The organism is Clostridium sp. 19966 (assembly GCF_032335695.1).
Classification (GTDB): domain Bacteria; phylum Bacillota; class Clostridia; order Clostridiales; family Clostridiaceae; genus JACTOJ01.
The window spans coordinates 58715-84882 of record NZ_JACTOJ010000015.1 but is presented as its reverse complement, the minus strand read 5'-3'; the positions used below and the strand labels follow the sequence as shown (position 1 = coordinate 84882).

Below are 26168 nucleotides of genomic sequence, written 5' to 3'. Positions count from 1 at the left end.
TTATATATCGAGCACCATGCCATCGTAGGCAACTATAAAGCCTGTATCTTTTACGCATTCCTCTAATTCATGGTGTAGCAGGCAGCCGTTGTGAGAAAAATGAGTTATAACAAACTTAGTATTCTCATCAGCACAGCCTGCTTCCAGCATTTTATTTTTCAGAAGTATGTTCTCTTCAATTCCCATGTGGCTTGCGCATCCAGGAGTACCTCCCATGGTGCAGTCTAGACTAACTACATCAAAATATACGTTCTTTATATGCTGCCAAGTTTCTTCTGTAATGTCTCCAGTATCATTTCCATAAAATAATCTTTTTCCGTCTTTATCGGTCAAACTGTATACCAAACAGTTTTCTCTTGGATCATGCTGTGCTTTAAGGGGAAGAACATCATAACCATGAGCTGCAAAAGCATCAAAGGCTTTGATTGACTGGAAATCGATACAGGACGTAAGATTTGCAGAGTCATCTTCTTCATTGAGCATTCTTTGATACATAGCTTCACATTTTTCATTTCCGTAGATGGTCATCTTATTTTTATCTCTATCGTAGGCATATGGAACCCCACGTAATATCAAATCTAGAGGGTAAAAGTGATCCATATGGGAATGGGTTAAAAGCAATGTTTCTATCTTTGAAAGGTCAATATCAAAGGCCATTGCATGATAGAAAGAATCTGGTCCAAAATCAAAAAGCAAATCGTCATTAATTAATACCTGTGCTCTAGAACGATAATTTTTACCTTTTTCTTTACGTGCTCTCTGGCAGTTATTGCAGGTGCAAAATGGGGCAGGCCACCCCTCTGCTGCTGCAGTTCCAAGATATTGTATTCTCATAAATGATACCTCCTATAGATTAAAATGCCTTAGCATATATTGTTAGGTGATCTCCGCATTTTGTTAACTCTTCTTTAGCAATGATGATACCGCTATTTCGGTATGGATTTACTAATGGAGTAGATGGTATTTCATTTTTATTATCATATGCTTTAGAAATATTTTCTTCTTTAATTTGGAATTTTAAATGCAGTTTTCTTCCAAAGCATTGATAAGTAAATTCCAATCCATCTAATTCAGCTGGCAATACAGGATCGATAATTAGTCCTTCTTTGCTAAAACGCACTCCTAATACATTGCTTACTAGTTGTCTTATATAGATTCCTGGTCCGCTGGAATAAAGTCTCCATCCACCCTTTACCTTGATGTCTCCGGTTCTTAATAATCCGAAGTTTTTCTCGTATTCATAACGGTCGTTGAAAGCTCCGTCAGAACTGCTGAAATAAAGGTTGCTCTGGCGAATATTGGCGTTGTTAACGCTATGTTGGATCAGTATTGGATTGATAGTGAAAAGAGAATTCCATGCTTCTTCACCACTTCCGAACTTAGCCATTGCTTCGATATAACGAATATGGGCATGCGTATATTGCAAGCTTATCTCACGGCCAACATTTGCAGCTTGTTCTGCACGTTTGAATAGATGACTAACACCGCCGTCATAGTGGGCAGGACAATCCATTAGACGTACGCCATCTGGACATTTTAAGGTGCTTTGAATAGTGGTCACATTTTTTCTTGCCTGATCTTGATCCACTAGTTCTGCAATTATACTTCTTGTCATAGGCAGCAGACGGTAATGAATACCTGTAGAATCATCAGCAGGATGAAGCATATAGTCATAGGTATCATCACACTTTAAAAATCCTGCTACTACATCGTCCTTAATTAAAATCTCATGGAAGGATTTCTTAACTAAAGCAGCCAGTGAAGCGAATTCTGAGGATAATTCACTATTTATATCTGAAAGCGCCTCGCAAAGAACGTTAAAGGTCTGATAAGCAAGAGCAACGGTCCAAGAACTCACTAGCTTTGTTTTCAGTTCTTCGCTTGCAGGCTGAAGCGTATCGTCCCAGTCACCGCCTGCGTAGGTTATAAGACCAGTGCCTTTAATAATTCTTGTTTCTTTAATATTGCTTAAGGCATAGCATATATGCTGTAATACGGTTTCCTTTTTACCTGGAGCACCGTCGTAAGGAAGTAATTCATTTAATATTTCCTTATCGCCAGAGGCTAGTATATAATCTGCCACACTCTTTAGCGGCCAAAATATAACATCTCCGTGGCATTCTCCTGCATTCATTGGATATTTGTCAAACATAAACCATTGAGGCCATTCCTTTGTCTCAATATTCTGGTGTGCAAATATGTTTAACAGCATGCTTCTCATAATAGTGTAATTCTGAGTAGCTAAGAAGAGTTCCATTGGACCTTGGCATACATCACGAGTACCCCAAGCGGCTCCTCCAGGCTGCTCTAAACCATGAGGCATTGAAAAATGAATCATAGCATTATGCGCATACCACCATATTGTTTGATTTAGTATTTGGATTCTTTCTTTGTTAGCGCTGTTTTCTATATCAAGATGGAAATCATTAATTAGATTCTGATAAAAAGCATAAGCTTTTTTCTTTTCTTCTGCTAATGTATAACTTGCATCATGAGAAATAGCAGCTTCTGTTAAGTAAGCTTTTATTATCAGCTGAAAATCGCTGTTATCTTTTAAGGAAATAGTTAACAAGGTCTCATCAAAGGACTTTTCCTCTTCGAAGAATATCCTGTCATCACTCAAAGTAAAACTTTGTCCAGGAATAGTAAGCTCATAACGAAGTCCAGGATATTTTTCAGTATCAAGAGCAAAGCTTAAGCCATCTTTAATTTCTGTATAAGTGATATCTTTTGTGTATTCATTATTACCCATAACTAATTGATTAGTTATGATATAATCATATTTTTTATTATTTTTGCTTGATACTTCTAATATAAGATCAGATCTATCAGCAGCAGTATAAGCGGTGATGGTGATAAAGTCATCCTCTAATTTATAATGCCACTTTGAATAATTCATGCCCATTTCAAAAAGGCCCGGCAGATTTAGCAGATGATATTGTCCATTAATGCCTAGATAGATACGCTGACCACTATTTTTCATAACATTAAGGAAGCCTCTTGGAGTTGAAATCAGCTTATGAAGGTCAGTATTACCAGTAACCACGTGGCTGTTAAAAATACCGTACATATATTGTGTTGAGGAAATAAGCTGATTGTCAACACTGTCTGTACTTGGCGGCGTGATAATAATGGTGCCATGAGGTCTTTCAGTTAAGAGTTCCTTATCCTTTGTTACAATGTGAGCGTGTTCATCAGTAAAAAATGAAAGTAATTTTCCATCCTTTGTTTCTTCTAGAATTCTTTCTGGATATAGAGCATTAATTTCGTCTTCAGTAAAAGCTAAAGAAGAAAATGGCTCTGAAAATTTCTTTTTAACATTTATTGGACTTGCTAATTTAGCGTCAACAAGATTTTTATGAACTGCTGAGTATGCTTCTTCAATCTCGCTTTTGAATTCCAATTCTTTTACTGCTTCTTCATGTGTAGAAAGGAAAAGTCCGTAAAATGCTAAGGAGTATCCTCCATCTAAATTAAGTTTTTCTGTTTGCAGTGCAGTATAAGAAAATTCATATTGGAGATTATAATCTAATAAGTCAGAAGTTAAAATCTCAGGGGTATTAGTTTCTTTATATGAAAGACCAAAAAATTGTAATCCATCAGTAGAATAATGTACTGCTTTAGCACCAATTACACCTTGCTGTATATATGGAAAACAATCAGAGCTTGGCATGTTCTGTCTTGAACATATAACATAACCGTTTTCACCTTCAAATACAGAATGACCAAGATACTCGGCAGTATAAAGCTCATTTGTGTATACACCATTTTCTTCTGAAATACCAATATCCTGACCGTAAACTAGATCAACCTTCTTGTTTGAACCCTTTAAAGTAATGTCCCAAAACCATATATGGTTCACTGGACGAAAAGTAACTTTATAGGATATTCCTTCTATAGAACCTTCATATACTAAGGAATCTGAAGCTGTGGAAAGAGAACTTTTTGACTTAATCCCAAGAAGAGGATAAGCTCTTACATTATTTTCATCATATATACGTAGATAAATATTATTTGCAGAGCCATCCTTTACATTACCGCGAAATTGATTAACTAAAAATTTATCATAAGTAAAGGTGAAAATGTCTCCGCTAGGAAGAAAACGATACAACATTTTGTCCTGCTTAATATCTACAAAGCAATTTATTTTGTTCATTTTAGCTACATTCCTTTCTATTAAATGATTTATATTAGTGGAAACGTTTCTACGAGATTGGAAAAAATATCATGAAAATGTTTTAAAATCACTAAAAGTATATAAGATTCCGTATTTTTTGTCAACATACATAGATAAATGCAACAAAAATTATAATAAAATTTATTATTTTACACAAAAAAACGATTGACAAAAGAATTGATTACGTATACAATTTACTCATGAAGCGTATTTTAGTGGTGATTGGAAACATTTTCGCTTATTAGCGGAAACATTTCCATTATTATTTTATGCGGATTGGAAATGTTTTCACAAAATCGACAAAATGGAAAATGTTAAAAATCAAAGCTACAAATAGTATTTAGAAGGGCGGGGTTTATATAATGAAAAAATTAAAAGCTCATGTAAAGAATTTTCTTCATGAACTGAAGCGAAAAAAAGTTTTGTTTTTAATGATTTCACCAGTAATACTTTATTTTATTATATTTGCTTACATACCAATGCCAGGAGCATACATTGCTTTTGTTGACTATAACATTGGAAAAGGAATTTTTGCAAGTCATTTTGTAGGACTTAAAAATTTTGAATTTCTAATGAAGACGGGTGATTTGTGGAGAATAACAAAGAATACTTTGCTTTATAATTTCGCTTTCTTAGCATTAACAAATATAACTCAGGTGGCGTTTGCCATTATGCTTTCAGAAATTAAGGGCAAGTGGTTCAAAAAGTTATCTCAATCCATTATTTTATTGCCATATTTTATTTCTATGGTTATTGTAGGCTTCTTTGCATATGACTTCTTCAACTATAATCATGGTTTTATTAATACAATATTAACTAATCTTGGATTTCCAAAGCATGATTTCTACTCTGATCAGGGAATATGGAAATACATCATTGTGTTCTTCAAAATATGGTCAAGCACAGGTTATGGTATGATAATTTATTTGGCTACTATAACAGGAATTAGTACTGATATTTATGAAGCAGCGGCACTTGATGGTGCATCAGCTTGGCAGAAGATTCGTTGTATTTTACTACCTTTATTGAAACCAACTTTCATATTGTTATTCTTGTTTGGTTTAGGCGGAATACTAAAAGGTTCCTTTGACCTTTTCTATAATTTGATTGGTAACAACTCTGTATTATATAAACAAACAGATATTATTGACACCTTCGTTTTCAGAAGTTTGGTTGGTCAATATAACTTCTCTCAAGGAGCGGCTGTTGGTTTCTATCAATCTATTTTTGGTTTAATACTTGTATTAGCTGTGAATGCTATAGTCAAGAAGATCGAACCAGATAGTGCATTATTCTAAAGGAGAGGAGAAAGAAGCATGGAAAAAATAACTGATGTAAAAAAACCTATAGGAAAAGATGAACTAAGACTCCGTTTTCTATTTTATATAATTATAGGAGCATTTGCTTTAATATGTTTATTCCCCTTTCTTCTTATGATTTCTTCTTCCTTCATGAGTGAAAAGGAAATTATAACTGAAGGTTACAAATTAATTCCAAAGAAAATCAGTTTTAGTGCATATCAATTTTTATTTAGAAACTCAGCTAATTTACTTTCAGCTTATCGTGTGACAATAACAATCGCTGTAGTAGGAACTGCCCTTGGCTTGTTTTTAATGTCAATGGCTGGCTATGTACTATGCAGAAATGATTTTAAATATAAAAATCAAATATCTTTCTTTATTTACTTTACAACTTTATTTAGTGGAGGATTAATTCCATCCTATATACTTATGGTAAATGGGCTTGGATTAAAAGATAGCCTCTGGGCGATGATTCTTCCTGGACTTATGAGCCCTTGGTCTATATTCCTCATGAGAAACTTCATGAAAGCAATACCAGATTCTTTATATGAATCTGCATCAATTGACGGCGCAGGAGACTTCTACATTTATTGGAAGATATTTATGCCTCTTGCTAAACCTTCACTTGCTACCATTGGATTGTTTTTAACTCTTGGATATTGGAACGAATGGTATAACGCTATGCTTTATATCCAGTCAACTGCTAAATATCCATTGCAATATTTTCTGCAAAGAATTGTTAGTCAAGCAAATGTACAATTGCTAGTACAGCAGGGACTTTCAATCAATACATCAGATTTGCCTTCTGAATCAATAAAGATGGCAACAGCAGTAGTTGCAATTGGACCAATTATTCTTGTTTATCCTTTTGTACAAAAATACTTTGTAAGCGGATTAACAGTTGGTGCAGTAAAGGGTTAATGTTTTGATAATTCGCTGTTAATACAGCTGATTATATATAAAAAATCAAAAAATCACACATAATTTATATTTTAAAGGAGGATGTCATTAAATGAAAAAATTTATTGCATTATTACTGGGGATAGTAATGAGTCTAGGACTTCTAGTTGGCTGTGGAAGCAAGGGATCAAGCTCCACTACAAAGACAGCAGACGGTAAAATCGATACTTCAAAAGAAGTAAACCTTGTTATGTACTTATATGGAAGCGAAGGTGTAGCCAATAAAGCTATCCTAGCTGAACTGAATAAAAAGTTGAAAGCAAGCATTAATGCAACACTTGAAGTTAAATATATTGACTGGGGTGATGTGGCAACTAAATATCCATTGCTATGGACCTCTGGAGAAAAATTTGACCTTGCATATGTATCATCAACAGCAGCAGTTCCATATGCTACTTTAGCAAAACAGGACGCGTTAGTTGATATCACTAGCATGGTAGACTCATATGCTCCAAAGCTTAAGACAGAATTAAGCAGCAAATGGGACAGCATGAAAATAGATGGAAAAATATATGGAGTTCCAAATAACTATAGCGAATACAATGCATATGGATTTATAACAAGAAAAGACATGATGGATAAAGCTAACCTTAAGAGCATTTCTTCTATAGCTGATATGGAAACATATATGGACACTGCATTAAAGAATGGAATGGTTCCATTAAACGGAAGTTCTAATTTGTCAATGGACCTTTACAGAATGCTTATTGGAACAACAGGTGACTGGATAGATGCTCCTGGAATACCATCTTCTGAAATGTATTTAGCAGCAAGCAAGAGCACTCCAGGAAAAGTATTCCACCCAGCATTCACAGATGAATTTGAACAATTTGCTGTAAAGATGCATGAATGGGCACAAAAGGGTTACTGGTCAAAGGATATACTATCTTCTTCACAGGATGATAAGGATAACTTCTACAATGGTTTATCAGCTTCTTACATCAGCCATCAGCCAGACTGGACTGGTAACTATGGAACTCAGCTTCAGAAATTGCCAGGAGTAGATACTGATTTTTATGCTTTCGCAGCAGCTAACAATAAGATTGTAAAATCTTCTGGGGTAGCTAATGCAACAGGTATCAGCAAAAATTCACAGAACCCTGAAAGAGCTTTAATGTTAATTGAAAAATTAATGACTGATAAAGACTGTTACGACTTATTCCAATATGGTATCTTAGGCAAGCAGTATGAACTTGTAGATGGAAAAGTTACTCAGCCTAAAAACTTTAATGCTAAGACAGATGGCGGCGGATTCTCTGGATGGGCATTCCGTACAGATACACTTAACATTCCACAAAGCACTGAAGATCCACGTAGATATACTTTAAATGAAGCTTGGTCAAAAACAGCAATTGATAATCCATACACTGGATTCAGCCTTGACAGCTCAAGTATTTCTTCACAGTTATCAGCAATTGCCAATGTTGATTCACAGCTTGGAATTCAGATACTTTTAGGAAAGACATCACAAGATCCTAAGGCAGCAGTTGCAGAATACAGAAAAGAATTAAAAGCTGCAGGTGTTGATGAAGTTATCAATGCGGTTAATACACAGTACAGTAAATTTGCTGGAAAGTAATTATTGCATTAGTAACAGTGATATAATTAAGTTATAAATAGTTAAATAAAAAGCAGGTATAGAGAGTGTCTAATATTTTTTAAGATTTATTAGTACTCTCTCTGCTTATTTATTTATAATATTGGTTTAATATTCTATAGTTTTTATATTGAAGAAATGGTAGAATGTGTGTAAGATTTAGATTTTATTGTCATGCGAAGGAGACAAGGTAGTTATGGGTGTAACGATTAAAGATGTGGCTAGGTTGTCCGGAGTTGGAATTGCTACAGTTTCTAGAGTTTTAAATAACAGCGGCGTTACCAGTAATGAGACGAGAGAAAAAGTAATGGCTGCAGTACGAGAACTTAATTATGTGCCAAACAATAGTGCCAGAAGTTTGAGGATGGGACAGTCCAGAACAATAGCTCTATTAGTTAAAGGTATCACAAATCCATTTTTTCAGAAAATGATTCATACAATAGAGCAAAAGGTAATCATAAGAGGCTACCATTTAGAGATTCGCAATGTAAACTATTCTGAGCATGAGATGTCAATGGCCATGAAAGAAGTTCAGGATAGAAACTTGAGCGGTGTAATTCTTATGGGTGGTAATTTTGAATATGTTAACGAAGACTTTACGAGGCTTGGAGTTCCCTGCGTATTACTTACAGTTTCTGCAGGAAAAGATGTGGATAAAAATTTATATTCAAGTGTAATTATTGACGATGAGGCGGAAAGCTATAAAGCTACGGAGTATCTTATTAATCTAGGCCATCGAAGAATTGGATGCATATTCAGTACCTATGGTAATATTGTAACTCCAAACAGGTTACGTTTTAGTGGATATAAAAAAGCTCTCGAGGCTTATGGGATTCCCTTTGATCAAGTATTGGTATCTGCTGTTAATGTATCGGAATCTGGTTATGAATTTGGATTCAATATGATGAAAAATCTAATTAATCGTAATAAGGATATGACAGCAGTTGTGACAATGGCTGATATAATGGCGATTGGTGCAGCAAAGGCTGCTTTATCTGCAGGGCTTCGCATTCCAGAAGATATATCCATCATAGGCTTTGATGGTATTGAAGTTGCGGAATATTACAATCCATCATTAGATACAATATGTCAGCCAGCAGAACAGATGTCCTTAGGTGCAATAGATGCATTATTTGAAATGCTGCAAAGTAAAGAAACAAGACATCTAGTATATGAAGCATCCTTACTGAAAAGAGGATCCTGCACCAGCATCAAATAGTATTGAAAAGATTTGAGTCTTTAAGTATATATATGATAATTTGTTAGGTTATATAAGGAGAATACGAATGGATAGAGAAAAATTGATAGAATTACTAGAGGATATGTCACTGGAAGAAAAAATTGATCAACTTTTACAGGTAAGTAGTTTCTATTATGAAAAAGAAGGAGTAATAACCGGTCCTGAAAATGTAGCTGGTTTTTCTGAAGAAGAAATTCAAAGTGCTGGATCTGTACTTGGAGGAGCAGGAGCAAAGCTTTTACGAGGAATTCAAGAAAATTACATGAAAAAGCAACCTCATCACATTCCACTCCTTTTTATGGCAGATGTAATTAATGGATATCGTACTATTTTTCCAATTCCTCTTGCTCAGGGTGCTACTTTTAACCCAGCACTAACAGAAAAAGCAGCAGCTATTTCTGCAAAGGAATCAGCAGCAGCAGGACTTCATCTGACATTTTCACCAATGGTAGATTTGGTTAGAGATGCAAGATGGGGCAGAGTTATGGAATCTACTGGAGAAGATGTCTTCTTAAATACTTGTTTTTCAAAGGCCATGGTGGAAGGTTACCAAGGAAAGGGAGAGCTGAAGGAAAAGGGTAGGATAGCTGCCTGTGTAAAGCATTTTGCCGGCTATGGTGCTCCAATTGGCGGAAGAGAGTACAATACAGTAGAATTATCAGAAAGAACTTTAAGAGAAGATTATTTACCTGCATATGGCGCAGCTGTAGATGCGGGCTGTGCTACAGCCATGACTTCCTTTAATACTCTTGATCGCGTTCCTTCTACAGGAAATAAAAAGCTGTTAAGGGATGTTTTAAGAGGAGAAATGGGCTTTGATGGTGTAATCATTTCAGATTGGGCAGCAATTGAAGAATTGATTCATCATGGAATAGCAGGAGACAAAAAAGAGGCTGCAGCACTGGCAATAGAAGCAGGTGTTGATATAGATATGATGACAACTTGCTACAGCAGTAATTTAAAGGAATTAGTTGAAGAAAATGAAGTAGATGAAGCGCTTATCAATGAAGCTGTGCTCAGAATACTGGAATTAAAAAATGATTTAGGCTTATTTGAAAATCCATATAAGGATGCAGATGAAGCAGAAGAAGCAGCAATTATTTTGAGTGAGGAACATCGCAAGGCTGCAAAAGAAGCTGCTATAGAATCTATGGTTTTGTTAAAAAATGACAATATTCTTCCTTTGTCAAAAGAAGGAAAGAATATTGCTGTAATTGGACCACACGCAAACAATAAGTGGATATCAGGCGGATGGTCAATCTTTTGTAATATAAATGATAATGTGACAGTGGAAGAAGGAATCAAAGCTCTTGGAATCAGCAATGTAACTTTTGCTAAAGGCTGCGGCTTTATGGATTCTGACAGCGGTTTTGAAACCTATCATAAAGATCAAAGTCTATCAGAGGATAATAAGGTAGCAGATAAATTATTAAAAGAAGCTTTAGAGAATGCTAAAAAAGCAGATGTAGTAGTAATGCCTCTAGGGGAGAGTAATGCACAATCAGGAGAAGCTTCCAGCCGTGCATCTATTGATATTCCAAAAGTACAGATGGATTTGTTTGAAAAGATATATGAAGTTAATCAAAACATCGTAGTGTTACTGTTCAGCGGAAGACCGCTTACCATAAAGAAGCTTGCCGATAAAGCCAAGGCTGTTTTAGAAGTGTGGCTTCCAGGAACAGAAGGTGGAAATGCTATTGCAGATATCTTATTTGGAAATGCCAATCCTTCTGGTAAACTTACTATGAGTTTCCCTTACAGCGTTGGACAAGTTCCGGTATATTATAGCGAATTCCATACAGGAAGACCATATGTTGATGGTATGGAAAATGTTAAATATCTTTCGAAATATCTTGATATTCCAAATTCACCTTTGTATCCATTTGGATATGGGCTTTCCTATACTGATTTTGAAATATCACAGGTTACCTTGAGTAAGGAAGAGCTTACAAAAGGTGAAGGCATTGAAGCCTCAGTTGTGGTTAAGAATGTTGGAAAAGTTACTGGTAAAGAAGTAGTTCAGATGTATATACAAGATAAGAAGGGAAGCGTAGCAAGACCGGTAAGACAATTAAAAGGCTTCGAAAAAATTGAACTGCAGCCAGGAGAAGAAAGAAAAGTTACATTTACTATAACAGAAGATATTTTGAGATTTTATGATATCAATATGAATTTCACCAGCGAAAAGGGAGAGTTTGCAGTTTATATTGGTAATGACAGCCGTACACAGAATAAACAAGAATTTGTTTTGATATAGCAGTTATATTATAAGAAGGAGTTAATTGCAGAAAATGCAACACTCCTTCTTTCGTTATTAACACTCCTTAGAGGTTCAAATCCAGCAAAGCCTTATCTTTTATTAATATCATTCATAATTCCATCACATAAAGCACTGGCTATTTTATCTTGATATGCAGGATCGCTTAAGTTCTTTTCTTCTCTTTCATTGCTAATGAAGCCAAGCTCTGTCAAAATAGCAGGAGCGGCAGTATGTCTTAACACATAATAATCAGCTTCTTTAATTCCCCTGTCGGATAGTTCTGTAGATTTTATCAATTCTTTCTGAATAGAGTCTGCTAGAGCTTTTCCATGTGTGCTTCCATTAAAATAGTAGGTTTCTGTCCCATTCACGTTCTTATCATCTACATAATTACAATGAATACTAACATAATAATCCGCATTAGCATTGTTGGAAATTTCAGTACGTGCTTTTAAACCTAATTTTTCATTTGAGGACCAGCTTACCTTATCTGAGGTTCTTGTATAAATTATCTTTATATTCTTAGCTTCCAATAGCTTGCCCAACTTTAAGGCAACCTGAAGCGTAATATCTTTTTCTTTTGCGCCTAGAAAACCAACAGCACCGCTGTCATAGCCTCCATGTCCAGGATCAATCACTATGACAGGAACCTTATTGCTACTTGTAACAATATTTTTTTCAACCTTTGTTAAATTTGGATATAATGTATAAGTTATGATTGCTAAGATAAAAATAAATAATATAAATTTTCTTTTAATTTTAACCACCTCTTAAATTATATTTACAATCTAAATAATTAATAATAGCTTGTCTACTATTTATTATTAACAGTAAATTTGAGTTTATACACAGGCTTAAAAGAAAATATAACTTAAATGAAAGAAGTGGAAAAAGTGAGAAATACTTTGAGGATGATAAATAAAAAAATCTTTATAATTATTATAGCAGCCATTTGTCTTTTAACCACTATAGGAATATTTCCTAAAGCTGAAGATAATATAAGCATGGAATTAGCTAATATAACAGCAAATGTAGATAATGTTTCGCCTTCACCAAATACAATTGTAAATGTTAATGTGACCGGTCCAGCAAAGGCTGAAGTCAAGCTTGTATGCCATTATAAAACAGGTGACGTTTCATATTCTGGAGTCATAGGAAATGGGGGAAATGCTATGATTCCAGTACAGGTAGGATCGAGTTCTTCGGGATATTCGGTTATTGTAGATGTATCGGTAATAGCTGATAAAACCTATACTGCTCAAACTTTGTTTATACCTAAATGATTAATTGCAAAATTTCAACCATTAAAATCCTTTAGCATCTCTGTAAACTTTTCAAGTTTTTCGTCATCCCAGTTTGTAATCCTTTCATAGAAAGCCGATTCTTTCTCTTTTAGAGCGGCTATTGTGTTTTCTTGTCCAAGCACTGTTAAGGATAGCAGCACACCTCGCTTATCACTTTGAGATTTTTCGCTTTGTACATAACCTAAACTCTTTAGCTGGTTAATAAGACGGCTTACTGAGCTGCGATCCATAGCTGTAGCTTCAGCTAAGGTTGTAGCACTGGCTGGACCAAAGGAGAAAAGCCAACGCACAAGTATGAAGGCTGCAGGCTGCAATGAGGAATCAAAACATGCTGCAGTTCTTACATTCAATGCATGGGAGGCACTTATAAGTGCATTTATTTGTTCACCAAGTTTTAGTTCTAATTGCGTTCTCTTAGTGTTATTCATAATTCACCTCAACTTAAAATTTTTCTAAAATAAAATACTTGACATATATCAAATAAATAATTATATTTGATATATGTCAAGTGTAATTATTTGCTAAGGATGTGTCAAGTTAGAACTGATATTATGAAATCCAGCAATCTAACTATATGTCATGTACCCTGCAAAAAATATATAAATCAAGGAGGACTATTATGAATACTCATCCGATTGTTGTAATCACAGGTGCTACTAATGGTCTTGGTCAGCTGGCGGCAATTGAGTTAGCAAATAGAGGAGCGCACCTTGTGTTAACTGCAAGAAGTAGAAATAAGGCAGAGGCTACTAGAGATATAATAAAAAATATTGCACCTAAAGCCAAAATAGATTTTTTCTTTGGAGATTTATCATCAATGAAAGAAGTAATAAGGATTGGAGATGAAATAAGAACTGCATATCCCAAAATTGATATACTTATAAATAACGCAGGCTTACACGCATTTCAGCAGCGTATAACCTCTGAGGGCTTTTCAGAGATGATTGCTGTAAACTACCTATCACCTTGGTTATTAACTTATACACTTAAACAGTCGCTTATAAATTCGGGAAATGCTAGAGTTATCAATGTAGCCTCAGAAGCATCCCGAAATCATGGAAAGCTTAGACTGCCAGATGATCTGACTAACACAGATCTTTTTAATAATAAAGGTTCATCCTTACTTTATGGAAAGACTAAACTGCTTAATATTATGTTTACTGGAGAATTAGCACGTCGGTTAGCAGGTACAGGAGTCACCGTTAATGCGCTTAATCCTGGATTTAACGTAACTGGCCTTGGACGTGAGCTTTGGTTTGCTTCACCGCTTGAGCGCATGTTGAAATTTCTGCATATAGGTGATCCTCATAAAGGAGCCGATATTATAATCAGATTGGCCTCTGAATCTAAGTATCAGGGAGTTACCGGAGGGTATTTCAATGTTGGAACAGGTAAGCCTATTATCTCTATATATCCAGGGGGAGATGCAAACACACAAAGCCAATTATGGAAATATACTGAAAAATTGCTGCGAGAAAAGAAATTTATCAAATAGGGTATAATATAAAAAATGCTGATATTTAACTATGGACTTACCATAATGGCAAGTCCATATAATTAAATTCATTTTTATCCTCCTCATATTCTTTCAGAAAAATTTATGAAATCATTTTGAAACCTTATGAACAATGATTGCTACAAGTTGAGTTAACATACCAAAAATACAAACTCCGTACCAACCGAAATGGGAGTAGCTGTATGAACCTAGAAATGAGCCAAATGCTCCTCCTAAAAAGAAACTTACCATATATACTGTGTTTATTCTGTTACGCATTTCTTCATTTAAAGAATGAACTCTAGCCTGATTGGAAACATTACAGGATTGAACACCTAAATCCAGCAGTATGACTCCTAAAATCAACCCTAATACTTTAAAACCAAGCAAGAGGAATAATAAATAAGAAATCATCACAATAAATATACAAATTCCTATGACGAACCTAGGACCTTTCTTGTCAGCTATTTTTCCTACCATTGGGGCAGCTAGAGCACCACTTACTCCAACTAATCCGAATAGTCCTGCTGCTTGTGCTCCAAGATTATAATGGGAACTTTGGAGTAAGAAGGTAAGGGAAGTCCAAAATGCGCTGAAGGCTGCAAACATCATTGCTCCATTAATAGAAGCTTCTTGTAGCGCTGGCTCAGTTTTTATTAATTTCAGCATGGACTTTAATAATTCAAAGTATTTAATATCAGATACAGGCTTAGTTACAGGTATTAGCTTCCTTAAAATTATCATGAGAAGAATCATCATAATTGCTGCGATAATATATACTATCCTCCATCCTAAATAACCGCCTAAAATTCCGCTAAAGGTACGTGATACCAATATACCTATTAATAGTCCGCTCATAACTGTTCCAATTATTTTTCCTCTTTCTTTTGGATCTGATAATTGGGCAGCTAAAGGGATAATCAGCTGAGGAATAATTGAAGTAAATCCAACTGCAAAAGAAGAAATTATAAGCATTGTTATATTTTTTGAGAAAAACATGCTTGTAAGAGAAAGTACTGAGAATAATAGCATCATGGTTATTAGATTTCTTCTTTCTTTTATATCTCCAAGTGGCAATATAAATATCATTCCAATTGCATAGCCTATTTGTGTAAGCATTGCTGCGGAACCTACGCTGATTTCGCTCACATTGAAAGTTTTTGCTATATCCCCTAATAGCGGCTGTATATAATATAGATTTGCAACAGTTATGCCGCAAGCGATGGCCATAACCATAATTAACAATTTATTTAGTACAGGTTTACTTTTCATAATATCCACTCCTTAATCAATATTGAACTGAACGTTTAGTTTATATAATTATAATATACTAAACGTTCAGTTTTGTAAAGAGATTTATTTGAAAATAAAAAAATATATATTATAATATACGTATAGTTTATTAAATACACATTTATATAATCATGGAGGTAATTACATATGGAAAAAAAATTAGGACGTCCTCGCAGTGAAAAAACAAAATCGGATATTCTTAACTCTGCCTACGAATTATTAATTGAAAATGGCTTTGGAGCTGTAACTGTTGAAAAAATTGCGGAGAGGGCCAAAGTCAGCAAAGCTACTATTTATAAATGGTGGCCTAATAAAGCTGCTGTTGTTATGGATAGCTATTTAGATGCTACCAATATTAAGCTCCCAATACCTGATACGGGATCAACTATAGAGGATATGTTTATACAGGTAGATAATTTTGTAAAATTTCTTACTACTAAAAAAGGAAATGTAATTGCTGAAATCATAGCTGAAGGGCAATATGATTCTAATTTGGCTGCTATTTATCGAAAAGCATATTTTACACCTCGGAGAAATATTTCAAAGGAAATTTTAGAACGTGGAATTTTAAGAGGAGAATTAGAAAAGGACTTAGATATAGAGATAACTATTGATTTGATTTGGGGGCCTATATTTTATAGGTTATTGATAACTGGTGAAGAAATTGGCGATATTTTTATAAAAAAACTTATAAACTATGCTTTTGAAGGGATAGGCCATAAGTAGGAGTTTTATTATATCTTTTATATAATCCAGCAGAAAGCAAATAATTTTAGTAACTTTTTTAAAATAACATATAATATCTAAGTCAATGATTTTAACATCCTATAGAAGGAGCTTAGATAGAGAAATGAGAATAAAAAGGTACTTTGGTATAATTACTTGCATAGTGCTATTTGTTCTTTATATTTTTAAAGTCACGAATATAAATAATAAATCAGAAGCCTGTAATTTAAATTATGGGAGCTGTGAAGCAAAAACTATGCAAAGCACTTTTAATGGAAATGAATTAAAAAATAAATTATTAAACAGCGGCGAAAACTCAGCAAATTCAGATGAGGAAGAAGATCTTACCCAAAAGTATAAATATTTGATTACTTCCAGTGCAGTTACTTCGGTACCTTGGGAAAATGATGTTAATTTCAAAAGATTTCGAAAGGCATATGGAACTGAACAAATGATGGCGGCTTATTGCTCAATACTAAATGATCCTCTTCCTGGAGAAGAAGAAAATGTTCATATAGGTGCAAAACTGCTATGCGGAACAGTAGTTGAACCCAATAAAGTATTCTCGCAAAATAATACAATAGGTCCCTATGTAACTGACAGGGGATATAAAAAAGGGCCTACCTACGCGGGATCTCGCATAACAACTACTATAGGAGGAGGGGTATGTAAAATAGCATCAACACTTTATAATGTAGCAGTTATGAGCAATCTTCCTATAGTAGAAAGACATGCGCATAGAATGCCGGTTTCCTATGTGCCTTATGGTCAAGATGCCACGGTGTGCTATGGAGCTAAAGATTTCAAATTTAAGAATAACACTGCTTCACCACTATTAATATGGTGTAAAAGCATAGGCAATAAATTGTATATTGGTTTTTACGGAAATGTAAGGCCTCCCAAAATACAATGGCATCACGAATTCTTAAATATAAAAAGAACTCAAACCATATATAGAAAAAATAAATCTTTAAAGGGTGGCGAAGAAAAAGTGGTTGTTATAGGTATGGACGGAGCGGTTTTAAATACTTGGGTTACCATAGAGGATTCAGATGGTACCGTCATTACAAAAAAGCTAGGGAAAAGTGTATATTCCCCGCTTCCGTCTATTTGTGAGATAGGAACATAGATAATTAACTATTTTCATATATGCATAGTCGCAGGAGGTAACATCTTTATAGGGTATTACCTCTTTTTTGCAGATTGGATATTGACATTATGATAAAAATTATTTATATTTATTCTAGGAAACTAAAAATACTAAAATAGTTTCCTAGAGGAGAGACGTTATGAAAAATAAAGCATTTTCACATACAGAATTGTTATTTTTAATCACTATAAGCCTAGCTTTGGGCATCAGGCAAATAGCTATGACCATGGTTATGCCTTTTATATCAACCTATAGCAAAACACTTATGTACAGCAATGCTGCCTTAGCAGGTATTGCACTTGGTATCTTTGGGTTAACACAGGCTATTTTTCAAATCCCTTTTGGAGTTTGGAGTGACAAAATAGGAAATAAAACAGTTATATTAATAGGGCTCATGCAGGTAATAATAGGATTATTCATTGCATTTTTAGCTAAAAATATATATATTCTTATCCTAGCCAGAGCCTTGCAGGGTAGCGGAGCTATTATAGCCACAGGCTATTCTTGGGTAACGGGAAGCGTAGAAAGTAAAAAACGACCTAGAGCCCTAAGCATATTAGGTATAATAATAGGCTTTGCAGCTGCAGCATCCTTTGCCTTAGGGCCTTTGATTAATAGATACTTATCCGTAAGACAGATGTTTTTAGTATGTGCTTTTTTAATCTTAATCGTATGGTTTACCATATTATTTTTCTTAAAGGATAGTGAAAGAGAAGATAAAAGCCAAGAGGTAAGTATAAGAGATGGCATGAAGGGCTTGCTTAAGAATAAAAGGTTTCTATCGCTTAATTTAGCCGGATTTTTCAATAATTTTATTATGGTTTCAGTATTTTATGTGGTACCCATATACCTTGAGAGTATCACTGGGATTGATGGAATGTGGAAGGTATTTATGCCAGCTGTAATCATAGCAATAATTTTAATGAGAAAATCCGTTAAGTACATTGAGAAAGGCTTTGGAGAGAAGCTTATAAGGATTGCTTTCATCATAACTGCTTTAGGGATAGTTTTTTACTTTAATAATAAATCATTTTATTTTATATTAATAGGTAGTATATTATTTATGACTGGATATATCTCGTTAGCAACTATAATACCTTCTTTGGCTAATGATATTGCAGAAGATAGCTATAGAGGAGCCGCTAATGGGATAATAAATAGCTTTCAATATGTAGGTTCCTTTATTGGAGCAGCTGTTACAGGAATTTTATGGAGCTTAAATGAGAATGCAACTTTGATTTTAATAATAGTAATAGCTGTAATGGGAATATTTATTCAAAGTAAAAATAAAGTTTAGGATTGATTTGATATGAAAGAGATAATAATGAAAACCGCTGCTGAAAAGATACAAATTAAAGGCTTAAGAAAGTTCACAATGGATGAGATAGCTTTAGAGCTTAAGGTAAGTAAAAAAACTATATATAAATACTTTCCAAGCAAGGATGATATAATAGTTGAATATTTTAAAGAAATAATAGAAAGCGATAAGGAATATACACTGGAGGCTGTAAATAAAGACTGCTCCTTAGAAGCTAAAATGAATTCTCTTATATATTCTTATCACAAATATAAGCTCCCGGTGAATGTCTTAGATGAAGCCTATAAATTTTACTATGAACAGTGGGAAAAAGTTCAGGAATTAAAGAATTTTAAGCTTAAACTTGCAGAGGAGATACTAAAGCAAGGAGTAGAGTCTGGAGTCATAAAGGAGAATATAAATCTTCGGACGGTAAGTCTTATGCTGGAAAGCATAAGCAGCACCTTTTTGGATTATAAGTTTTTAAGCAAAAATGATATGACTATAAAAGGTGCTTTGAAGGAAGTAACTGAAATAATGCTGCATGGTGTACTAAAATAAGACTTGCCATTAGCTGCTGGCATTGAAATAGCTTTTTATGTATAGCTTACGCAGAAATATATGGGTAGTCCTAAAGCTGCAGATTATGTTATTATATTACTATCACAAATATGAGGAGACCTAACTTATGAAGGACTTAACCAGGGGAAATCCCTTAAAACTAATGATATTATTTACAGTACCAATACTTATAGGTAATTTATTTCAACAGCTTTACAATCTTATAGATACTGTGATTGTAGGGCAAACGCTAGGTATACATGCTTTGGCAGCAGTTGGCGCTACAGCACCTATAACTGGACTCATAATAGGCTTTGCTGTAGGAATAACTAATGGTTTTGCTGTTGTCATAGCCCGCTTTTTTGGAGCTAATGATTTAAAGCAGATGAGAAAAGCAGTGGCAGGCACTATAATTTTAGGACTAGCTACTTCAACAGTATTGACCATTATTGGCGTCTTAAGTGCAAAGCCTATGTTAGCTCTGCTTAATACTCCTCAGGAGGTTGTTAAGCCGGCCTATGATTTTATAATAGTCATGATTTTAGGTGTTACCTTTTCTATGCTTTACAATATGCAGGCTGGTATACTCAGAGCTTTAGGGGATACTAAAAGCCCATTATTTTTTCTAAGTATATCTACAGTAGTAAACATAGCCCTTGATTATCTTTTTATCTTGAATTTTAAAATGGGTATTCAAGGAGCAGCATTTGCAACCATATTGTCTCAGCTTTTATCCGCTGTGCTATGCTTTATTTATATATTAAAAGCCTATCCAATTTTGAAATTGGAAAAAGAAGATTTTAAAATAAATTTAGCTATGGCCTCCGAGCTTTATAGCACTGGACTTTCCATGGGATTGATGCTTTCAGTAGTATCTATAGGTACTGTAGTGCTCCAGAATGCCATTAATGATTTTGGTACTACTACTATTGCGGCTCATACTGCAGCTCGTAAAATCTCGGAAATATTAATGCTGCCAATAAGTACTTTGGGAGTAACAGCGGCTACTTTTTCAAGTCAGAACTTTGGGGCTAAAAAGCCTGACAGGATAAAAAAAGGATTAAAAATTGTAATAATTGTATCCTGGGGCTGGTCAACCTTGTGTGTATTAGCTGCATATACCATTGTGCCTTTGGTGATTTCAGGAATTACTGGTACAAGCCAAACCGAGGTTATAAATATTGCAGCAAGATATTTAAGGATAGATACACCTTTTTATTATGTTTTAGGAATTTTGATAATAGTAAGAAGTGCACTTCAAGGTATAGGGCAAAAGCTTATTCCTATAATAGCAAGCTTTATAGAGCTTTTTGGAAAGGTGGCAGCGGCATATTACTTAGCACCTAGGCTTGGATATTTTGGCATATGTATTACGGAGCCGGTTATATGGATAGCTTGCACTGCATTTTTAGGCTTCGGTATTTTTAAACATAAACTTTTTAATCAAATACAATAATAGATAAACTGAAGTAGCAGAGCTATGGCTTTGACTATGAAATTTAAGGATATAAAGAAGGCTGTGCTTAGTGTATTTTTGCATTAAGCACAGCCTGTTTAATTAGAATTTTTAATGGTGTACAAGAAAAATATTTTATTCTCCTGGATAAATAACTCCCCATTGTTTTCTTAGGCTATCCATAATTTCCATAACTCTTATAGTTTCCTTATGAGGCATTTCTTCACATTCCAGTCTTCCTTCTTTTATAGCCTTAATGCAGGAGATAACCTGATACTCATAACCAGATATCTGCTTAGGAGCCTCATAACAGGCTAATTCCTTTCGATTAATATCAAAGACTTTAAATCTTTCACAATTATTAATATTTTCAGCTACTATGAACCCTTTGCTTCCGCTTATTATTCCAAGACGGTCAGTCTGAGCCATCATAGTGCTGTTTAGAACTGCCATTCTTCCATCTTTATACACCAAAGTAATGCTGTTTTGAGCATCCACTCCCCTATCCGTTAAAACAGCTGTGGATTCAATTCTTTCAATATCATTACCAAAAGTCATAAGAGCGAAATTTATAGGATATACTCCTACGTCCAAAAGAGCACCACCTGCTAAAGCTGGGTCTATTAGTCTTGGAATATGATTAATTACATAACCAAGGTTTGCAGTGAGCATATGTACCTTTCCTATAATTCCGGTGGCTATAACCTCATCTAGAGTTCTTCGAAGAGGCATGTATCTAGTCCATATAGCTTCTGTGAGCAAAAGCTTCTTACCTTCAGCTAAATCAAGCATTTCTCTTGCCTGTTTTGTATTAACAGCGAAAGATTTTTCGCATAGCACATGCTTTCCGTGATTTAGGCACATTTTTACATGTTCATAATGATGAGAATGGGGTGTAGCAACATAAACAAGCTCCACTTCTGGATCTGATAACATCTCCTCATAAGAGCCATAGGCTTTTGCAAAGCCAAATTCTTTGGCGAAAGCTTCTGATTTTTTATAGTCTCTGGAGGCTACAGCATAGTTTGTGGCTTCATCCATTTGATTTATAGTAGCTGCCATAGATCTTGCTATGGAGCCAGCACCTAGTATAGCTATCTTCATAAGAATTATATCTCCTTTCATCGGGGTCCTATATTAATATTATAAGGCTTACAGTTTACTCTAAGTCAATGAAGTTTTGGATTATTTAGCTAAAAATAAATTGCACAAAGCCATTGACAAAAAAATACATATGATATAAAATAATATTGTACACAATTTAATTTTAAGTTTTATAAAAATCCTAATAGATAATAATTCATTTTAAAGGAGAAGGATATTATGAAAATCAAAGCTGTGAAACTATATGAAAATGGATTTATGACACAGGATTTTGCTTTTGGAGGCAGTGCTGATAAGAGCACTTTAGACGCTTCAAAAACTTATCCATCAAGTCTTCAAAATTATGTTATAGATACAGGAAAAGAAGTTATTTTAGTAGATACTGGAGTTCCAGCGGAGACACCTGAAATGCCGCCAAAGGAAGGTCAGAAAATATATCAGGGAACTAAAATAAAGAGTTATGTAGAAGCTTTAAAAGCTTTAGGTTACGCTCCAGAGGATGTAAGTAAAATATTACTAACACATAAGCATCCAGACCATTCAGGAGAACTAAGAAGCTTTCCAAATGCTAAAATTTATCTTTCTCCAGCAGAAGCCGATGCTCTAAAACTTAGCGGAGAAAATATTGTAAGAGCAGAATTTAAAAATGGTGCATATCATAATTTTGAAAGCAGTGAAAAAATTGCAGATGGTGTATATCTAATATCTGCCCCAGGACATACTAAAGGTAATAGTATTGTAATTGTAGAAGAGGATGGGGTTTTCTATATGCTTCATGGAGATGTTACATATACCGATGCTGCTTTAATAGAGAATCAGTTGTCGGTGGTATTTGAAGATAGAGAAGCTGCAAGAGAAACTCTTAATAAGGTTAGAGAATTTATAAAAAATAATCCAACAGTTTATCTTTCCACTCATACTCCAGAGGGAATTGCAAACCTGGAAGAAAAAAAGATTATGAAGCTGTAAGAGGACTGATATCATGCAGACAATTTTATTTATTTTAATTCTTGTGGTGGCCCTTGAGCAAACCTTTATAATGGTTCTCGAAATGTTTTTTATACAGTCTGAAATGGCTAAAAAAACTTTTGGAACTGATCCTGAACTGCTTTCAAAAAAACAGGTTCAGGTTATGTTTGCAAATCAGGGACTATATAATGGGCTCTTGGCTGCAGGATTATTCTGGAGTTTATTTTCTAAAGCTGCTTTAAATGATTCCTTAAAATTTTTCTTTTTGGCTTGTGTAATTATTGCGGCCATATATGGAGCATTTACAGCAAATAAAAAGATTATCGTTAAGCAAGGCGGAATAGCAATAATAGCAATGTTTTTATTGATTATAAGCAAAGTTATATAGGCTGCAGACAGTGCTTTAAAATGCACACTTTTTTCTTTAATTTAAATGTAGGAATATAAATGTTAACGTAGTATAATTTTAGTGATTATAAGCTGAAATTATACTATTTTTATATTTTGGAGGGAACAGCATGGAAGTTAGTTTTAAAGCCACTGAAGATAAGGTAAGAATATTAGGTAGGACAAGAGTTTTAGAAGATATAAGATATATGGATTATTCTTGTTCTGGAATAGAATTTGAATTTTTAGGTACCAAGGCTAGCGTTAAATTATGCTCAGACAGAGCTAAATGGGAAGATAACTTAAAGGCTTGGATAGCTGTCTTTATAGATGATGAACCTAAGCCAAGTAAACGTATGCCTTTGGAAAAGGATGAAGCTATTTATGATATATATGAAAGTAATGAATTGAGAAGAGTCAAAATAAGATTAATGAAGGTATCGGAGTCAGCTTTTGCTAAGGTAGGCATAAAAGAAATATTAGTGGAAGGTAATGAAGACATACATCCTACAGCTCCGAAAGAAAGACGAATAGAATTCATAGGAGATTCTATAACCTGCGGCTATGGCATAGAAGGACTGTGGAACGTAGATACTTTTAATACCACTCAGGAAAATCCATGGGAAGCCTATGCAGCCAAGACAGCACGTCATTTTAATGCCGATTTCAACTGCGTTTCCTGGAGTGGTATAGGTGTAATTTCTTCTTGGACAGATGAAGATGTACCTAACACTAAAGAATGGTTAATGCCAAACCTGTACAAGTATACGGATGCAGCATTAGATAAAAGCTTTGGAATGGATGAATATGAGATTTGGGATAATCATAAATTTCAGCCGGATTTGGTGGTTATTAATTTGGGCACAAACGATGCAAGCTACACAAAAACAATTAAAGAAAGAATGGACCAGTTTTCAGAAGGTTACTATAAATTCCTTCATCAGGTAAGAAGGTGTAACCCAAATTCCCATATAATATGTACCTTGGGAGCCATGGGACATGAGCTATGCCCAGCAGTAGAAGCAGCAGTTGATAAATTCAAGATGGATACGGAAGATGAAAAAATACATACAATGTTCTTTGAGGTTCAACTAGAGAGCGATGGAATAGGCTCCGATTGGCATCCGAGCTTAAAGACTCAGGATAAGATGTCAAAAAAGCTTATTGATAAAGTTAGGAATGTTATGAGATGGTAAAAAGCTGCCTGTGCAGCTTTTTTATTTACTAAGCTTAAATCCTAAACTTTTTGAAAGAAGCTTTATATCTCCAGTAAAAGGATAGCTATTCAGTTTATTAGCATTTTCAAAAATCATAAAACACGGAGGCTCCTTTTCAGGAATTATTATATATACTTCATTTATGCTTCCATTAAGAACCCTTGAATTAATTTTAACTTCCGGGGTTATAGGAATTCTTACGGCATATCCATCATCCGTAGCAGGATCATTTTTGTAGAAATCTTTTATTTTCATTATCCAATCCGTAACCATAGCATTTATTTCTGGTGTCATCTGCACAACCTTCACTACTGCATCCTTCTTTGGATCAAAGATTTCCGCATACTTAAAATCTTCGGCACCAGCAGGTAATGAGGGGGAAAATATAATAAGTAAAATTATTATAGCAGCAATTTTTTTCTTCATAGTTATCAATCCTATTCATAAATAATTTTATCATGGGTTAACGATAATATTATGTCCTAAAAATAAGCAAGTTATTTATATTAAGGTTATGTTTTAAAAGAATATCAATATTTTAAAAAAGAGCTTATATTACATTACTAGCAAGCAAAAAAATGTCATCCTTTTATAAGATGACATTTTTTCTTTTCCCACAAGCTTTAAATATTGGCTATGTTTTAAGACAAATCCTAAACATTAACTTATTACCACTTCAAGGTTTCCTTTTAGAGCTTCGCTGGCACGAAGAAACAAATCTCTTGTATCTTCTGCGTAGCTTCCAAGAAATTTTTGACTTTTTTCAAAATCGAGCCATTGAATTTTTAAAGGTAATTCAATATCAGTAGTAAGGCAATCCCATAGGGCGTCTAAGTTTTTTCCGTAGTATTCGGGAAGCATAAGCTCAGATTTAAGTATGTTATGCAATTCCTGTCTGCTAGTAAATAATGAGCCCTCCAATATAATTTCTTTCATAAATGCTTCTCCTTGATAAAATTATTTTAGTACCCGCGATAGTAGCAAGTAAAGGTCTGGTAGTGATCAGAGGTTCCGTATATTAATCCATCGTTTGAGTATACTAATCTATCAGCACCTCTATGGCCTCCATTATAGTTTATATCACATTCATGCCAAGTTCTACCTGTAGCTTTTGGCAAAACTCCTTCAGAGTTTGTAAAAACATCTCCGCCTATGCTCTTACCAGGCGCATAGTCCCAAAGGTCTTCACCAGGTCTCCAGCCTAGGGCTTGAGCTTTTGCCTTTGTTATGTAGTTGCTAGGTAAATGTCTGTACTCATGAATGTAGTCAGCAACTCCTTGAAAGTCGTTTATTACATTATTATAGCTAGCTTTGTTTACAGTGTTTAAATTAGATGCATGAGCTTTAAGGGCAAATGCTCCAGAAAATATTGAAATGAATAGGCAGCTTACTATCATAAGCAAGCTAAGCTTTTTAAATATTTTTTTCATTTAATAACATTCCTTTCCTAAGGTTTTTTAAGGTAATATACAATAATCGTGGGAAAAAGTAAATAAAAATATTTACAAAACAATAATACAATAAATTCCATAGTATAGGAATAAAAATAAAAATATATTAACATATATTAACAAAAACTAAAAATACATAACATTTAATTATAAAAGAGGTTTGTGTAGTAATGGAACAGAAAACCGGAATAAGGAAGTTAATATATTGGAAATTTAACAATCT

24 protein-coding genes are annotated in these 26168 nt (G+C 34.3%); 15 read left to right on the top strand and 9 right to left on the bottom strand.

Going from position 1 to position 26168, the window contains the following annotated elements; genetic code table 11:
* Both IAI10_RS15405 and IAI10_RS15400 read right to left on the bottom strand, forming a co-directional pair.
* On the bottom strand, window positions 1-834 hold the full coding sequence (locus IAI10_RS15405) for an MBL fold metallo-hydrolase (RefSeq protein WP_315674182.1): 834 nt from the start codon (window positions 832-834) through the stop codon (window positions 1-3).
* Between the two features lie 19 nt (window positions 835-853).
* Window positions 854-4156 (bottom strand): GH36-type glycosyl hydrolase domain-containing protein, encoded by a 3303-nt coding sequence (locus IAI10_RS15400; RefSeq protein WP_315674181.1) that lies wholly within the window; start codon window positions 4154-4156, stop codon window positions 854-856.
* 383 nt (window positions 4157-4539) lie between these two features.
* Between IAI10_RS15400 and IAI10_RS15395 the strand changes: the two genes are divergently transcribed.
* The 5 genes from IAI10_RS15395 to bglX all read left to right on the top strand — a co-directional run bounded on the left by IAI10_RS15395 (window position 4540) and on the right by bglX (window position 11532).
* Window positions 4540-5475, top strand: a complete 936-nt coding sequence (locus tag IAI10_RS15395) for an ABC transporter permease subunit (RefSeq protein ID WP_315674180.1) — start codon at window positions 4540-4542, stop codon at window positions 5473-5475.
* An 18-nt stretch (window positions 5476-5493) separates the two neighbouring features.
* Window positions 5494-6399 carry a carbohydrate ABC transporter permease gene (locus tag IAI10_RS15390; RefSeq protein ID WP_315674179.1) on the top strand — a complete coding sequence of 302 codons (906 nt, stop codon included), beginning with the start codon at window positions 5494-5496 and terminating at the stop codon, window positions 6397-6399.
* A 91-nt stretch (window positions 6400-6490) separates the two neighbouring features.
* Entirely contained in the window at window positions 6491-8017 is a 1527-nt protein-coding gene (locus IAI10_RS15385; RefSeq protein ID WP_315674178.1) for an extracellular solute-binding protein, read from the top strand.
* Window positions 8018-8231: 214 nt separating this feature from the next.
* The gene (locus IAI10_RS15380) at window positions 8232-9254 is read left to right on the top strand and encodes a LacI family DNA-binding transcriptional regulator (RefSeq protein WP_315674177.1); all 1023 of its coding nucleotides are present in this window, start codon (window positions 8232-8234) and stop codon (window positions 9252-9254) included.
* Between the two features lie 67 nt (window positions 9255-9321).
* The gene (bglX, locus tag IAI10_RS15375) at window positions 9322-11532 is read left to right on the top strand and encodes a beta-glucosidase BglX (RefSeq protein WP_315674176.1); all 2211 of its coding nucleotides are present in this window, start codon (window positions 9322-9324) and stop codon (window positions 11530-11532) included.
* Window positions 11533-11624: 92 nt separating this feature from the next.
* Here the strand turns inward: bglX and IAI10_RS15370 are convergent, their stop codons facing one another.
* A complete protein-coding gene (locus IAI10_RS15370; RefSeq protein WP_315674175.1) occupies window positions 11625-12173 on the bottom strand; it encodes an N-acetylmuramoyl-L-alanine amidase in 549 nt (182 codons plus the stop codon).
* A 255-nt stretch (window positions 12174-12428) separates the two neighbouring features.
* Between IAI10_RS15370 and IAI10_RS15365 the strand changes: the two genes are divergently transcribed.
* Window positions 12429-12818 carry a hypothetical protein gene (locus tag IAI10_RS15365; protein WP_315674174.1) on the top strand — a complete coding sequence of 130 codons (390 nt, stop codon included), beginning with the start codon at window positions 12429-12431 and terminating at the stop codon, window positions 12816-12818.
* 14 nt (window positions 12819-12832) lie between these two features.
* Here the strand turns inward: IAI10_RS15365 and IAI10_RS15360 are convergent, their stop codons facing one another.
* Window positions 12833-13267 carry a MarR family winged helix-turn-helix transcriptional regulator gene (locus IAI10_RS15360; protein WP_315674173.1) on the bottom strand — a complete coding sequence of 145 codons (435 nt, stop codon included), beginning with the start codon at window positions 13265-13267 and terminating at the stop codon, window positions 12833-12835.
* Between the two features lie 191 nt (window positions 13268-13458).
* Here IAI10_RS15360 and IAI10_RS15355 point away from each other — a divergent pair, with 191 nt between their 5' ends.
* Window positions 13459-14334, top strand: coding sequence for an SDR family NAD(P)-dependent oxidoreductase (locus tag IAI10_RS15355; RefSeq protein ID WP_315674172.1), 876 nt, complete (start codon window positions 13459-13461; stop codon window positions 14332-14334).
* 111 nt (window positions 14335-14445) lie between these two features.
* Here IAI10_RS15355 and IAI10_RS15350 read toward each other — a convergent pair whose 3' ends face one another.
* Window positions 14446-15606, bottom strand: coding sequence for an MFS transporter (locus IAI10_RS15350; protein ID WP_315674171.1), 1161 nt, complete (start codon window positions 15604-15606; stop codon window positions 14446-14448).
* Between the two features lie 168 nt (window positions 15607-15774).
* Here IAI10_RS15350 and IAI10_RS15345 point away from each other — a divergent pair, with 168 nt between their 5' ends.
* The 5 genes from IAI10_RS15345 (at window position 15775) to IAI10_RS15325 (ending at window position 20817) form a co-directional block, all read left to right on the top strand.
* The gene (locus tag IAI10_RS15345; RefSeq protein WP_315674170.1) at window positions 15775-16353 is read left to right on the top strand and encodes a TetR/AcrR family transcriptional regulator; all 579 of its coding nucleotides are present in this window, start codon (window positions 15775-15777) and stop codon (window positions 16351-16353) included.
* A 124-nt stretch (window positions 16354-16477) separates the two neighbouring features.
* Complete coding sequence (locus IAI10_RS15340) at window positions 16478-17482, top strand: VanW family protein (protein ID WP_315674169.1); 1005 nt, start codon at window positions 16478-16480, stop codon at window positions 17480-17482.
* Window positions 17483-17642: 160 nt separating this feature from the next.
* A complete protein-coding gene (locus IAI10_RS15335) occupies window positions 17643-18800 on the top strand; it encodes an MFS transporter (RefSeq protein WP_315674168.1) in 1158 nt (385 codons plus the stop codon).
* Between the two features lie 12 nt (window positions 18801-18812).
* On the top strand, window positions 18813-19361 hold the full coding sequence (locus IAI10_RS15330) for a TetR/AcrR family transcriptional regulator (protein ID WP_315674167.1): 549 nt from the start codon (window positions 18813-18815) through the stop codon (window positions 19359-19361).
* 127 nt (window positions 19362-19488) lie between these two features.
* Window positions 19489-20817 (top strand): MATE family efflux transporter, encoded by a 1329-nt coding sequence (locus IAI10_RS15325; protein WP_315674166.1) that lies wholly within the window; start codon window positions 19489-19491, stop codon window positions 20815-20817.
* Window positions 20818-20952: 135 nt separating this feature from the next.
* Here IAI10_RS15325 and IAI10_RS15320 read toward each other — a convergent pair whose 3' ends face one another.
* On the bottom strand, window positions 20953-21921 hold the full coding sequence (locus tag IAI10_RS15320; RefSeq protein WP_315674165.1) for a Gfo/Idh/MocA family oxidoreductase: 969 nt from the start codon (window positions 21919-21921) through the stop codon (window positions 20953-20955).
* A gap of 219 nt (window positions 21922-22140) precedes the next feature.
* Here IAI10_RS15320 and IAI10_RS15315 point away from each other — a divergent pair, with 219 nt between their 5' ends.
* The 3 genes from IAI10_RS15315 to IAI10_RS15305 all read left to right on the top strand — a co-directional run bounded on the left by IAI10_RS15315 (window position 22141) and on the right by IAI10_RS15305 (window position 24473).
* Window positions 22141-22890, top strand: coding sequence for an MBL fold metallo-hydrolase (locus IAI10_RS15315; RefSeq protein WP_315674164.1), 750 nt, complete (start codon window positions 22141-22143; stop codon window positions 22888-22890).
* Between the two features lie 13 nt (window positions 22891-22903).
* A complete protein-coding gene (locus tag IAI10_RS15310) occupies window positions 22904-23278 on the top strand; it encodes a DUF1304 domain-containing protein (RefSeq protein ID WP_315674163.1) in 375 nt (124 codons plus the stop codon).
* 130 nt (window positions 23279-23408) lie between these two features.
* Window positions 23409-24473 (top strand): GDSL-type esterase/lipase family protein, encoded by a 1065-nt coding sequence (locus tag IAI10_RS15305; RefSeq protein ID WP_315674162.1) that lies wholly within the window; start codon window positions 23409-23411, stop codon window positions 24471-24473.
* A gap of 21 nt (window positions 24474-24494) precedes the next feature.
* On the opposite strand, the gene IAI10_RS15300 is transcribed toward IAI10_RS15305, so the two are convergent.
* From IAI10_RS15300 to IAI10_RS15290, 3 genes are all read right to left on the bottom strand, one after another.
* A complete protein-coding gene (locus tag IAI10_RS15300; protein ID WP_315674161.1) occupies window positions 24495-24920 on the bottom strand; it encodes a hypothetical protein in 426 nt (141 codons plus the stop codon).
* A 234-nt stretch (window positions 24921-25154) separates the two neighbouring features.
* Entirely contained in the window at window positions 25155-25430 is a 276-nt protein-coding gene (locus IAI10_RS15295; protein WP_315674160.1) for a barstar family protein, read from the bottom strand.
* Window positions 25431-25456: 26 nt separating this feature from the next.
* A complete protein-coding gene (locus IAI10_RS15290; RefSeq protein ID WP_315674159.1) occupies window positions 25457-25924 on the bottom strand; it encodes a ribonuclease domain-containing protein in 468 nt (155 codons plus the stop codon).
* Window positions 25925-26168: the final 244 nt, after the last annotated feature.